At 61.1% G+C, this 458-nt stretch carries 1 protein-coding gene; it reads left to right on the top strand.

Annotated features, from left to right (window positions below; translation table 11 throughout):
- Positions 1-69 precede the first annotated feature (69 nt).
- The coding region (locus DIE06_RS38015; protein ID WP_260433920.1) for an Ig-like domain-containing protein at positions 70-458 on the top strand (389 nt) is incomplete at its 3' end.

Genomic DNA, 458 nt, shown 5'->3' with positions numbered 1-458 from the left:
GGCAATACGTCGTCGGTTACGTCGTTCAGTTTCACGCTCGATACGTCGGCCGCTGCGCCCGGTGTTGCGTTGACGACCGACTCCGGCAGCAGCGCCACCGACCACATCACCAATGTCGGCACCTTGAATCTCACCGGTGTCGAAACCGGCGCGACCGTCGAATACTCGATCGACGGCGGTCATACCTGGAACACCAGTTTCAACGCCGTTGAAGGCGTGAACGATGTACAGGTCCGGCAGACCGACATCGCAGGCAACACGTCGGATCCGACGTCGTTCAGCTTTACGCTCGATACCTCCGCGGCTGCGCCCAGCGTTGCGTTGACGACTGATTCCGGCAACAGCGCCACCGACCACATCACCAACGTCGGCACCTTGAACCTCGCCGGTGTCGAAACCGGCGCCACCGTCGAATACTCGATCGATGGCGGCCATACCTGGAATACGGGCTTCAACGC

Origin of the sequence: Burkholderia sp. Bp8998 (assembly GCF_003854235.1) — a bacterium.
Lineage (GTDB): Bacteria > Pseudomonadota > Gammaproteobacteria > Burkholderiales > Burkholderiaceae > Burkholderia.
This window is presented reverse-complemented; position numbering and strand designations above follow the sequence as displayed.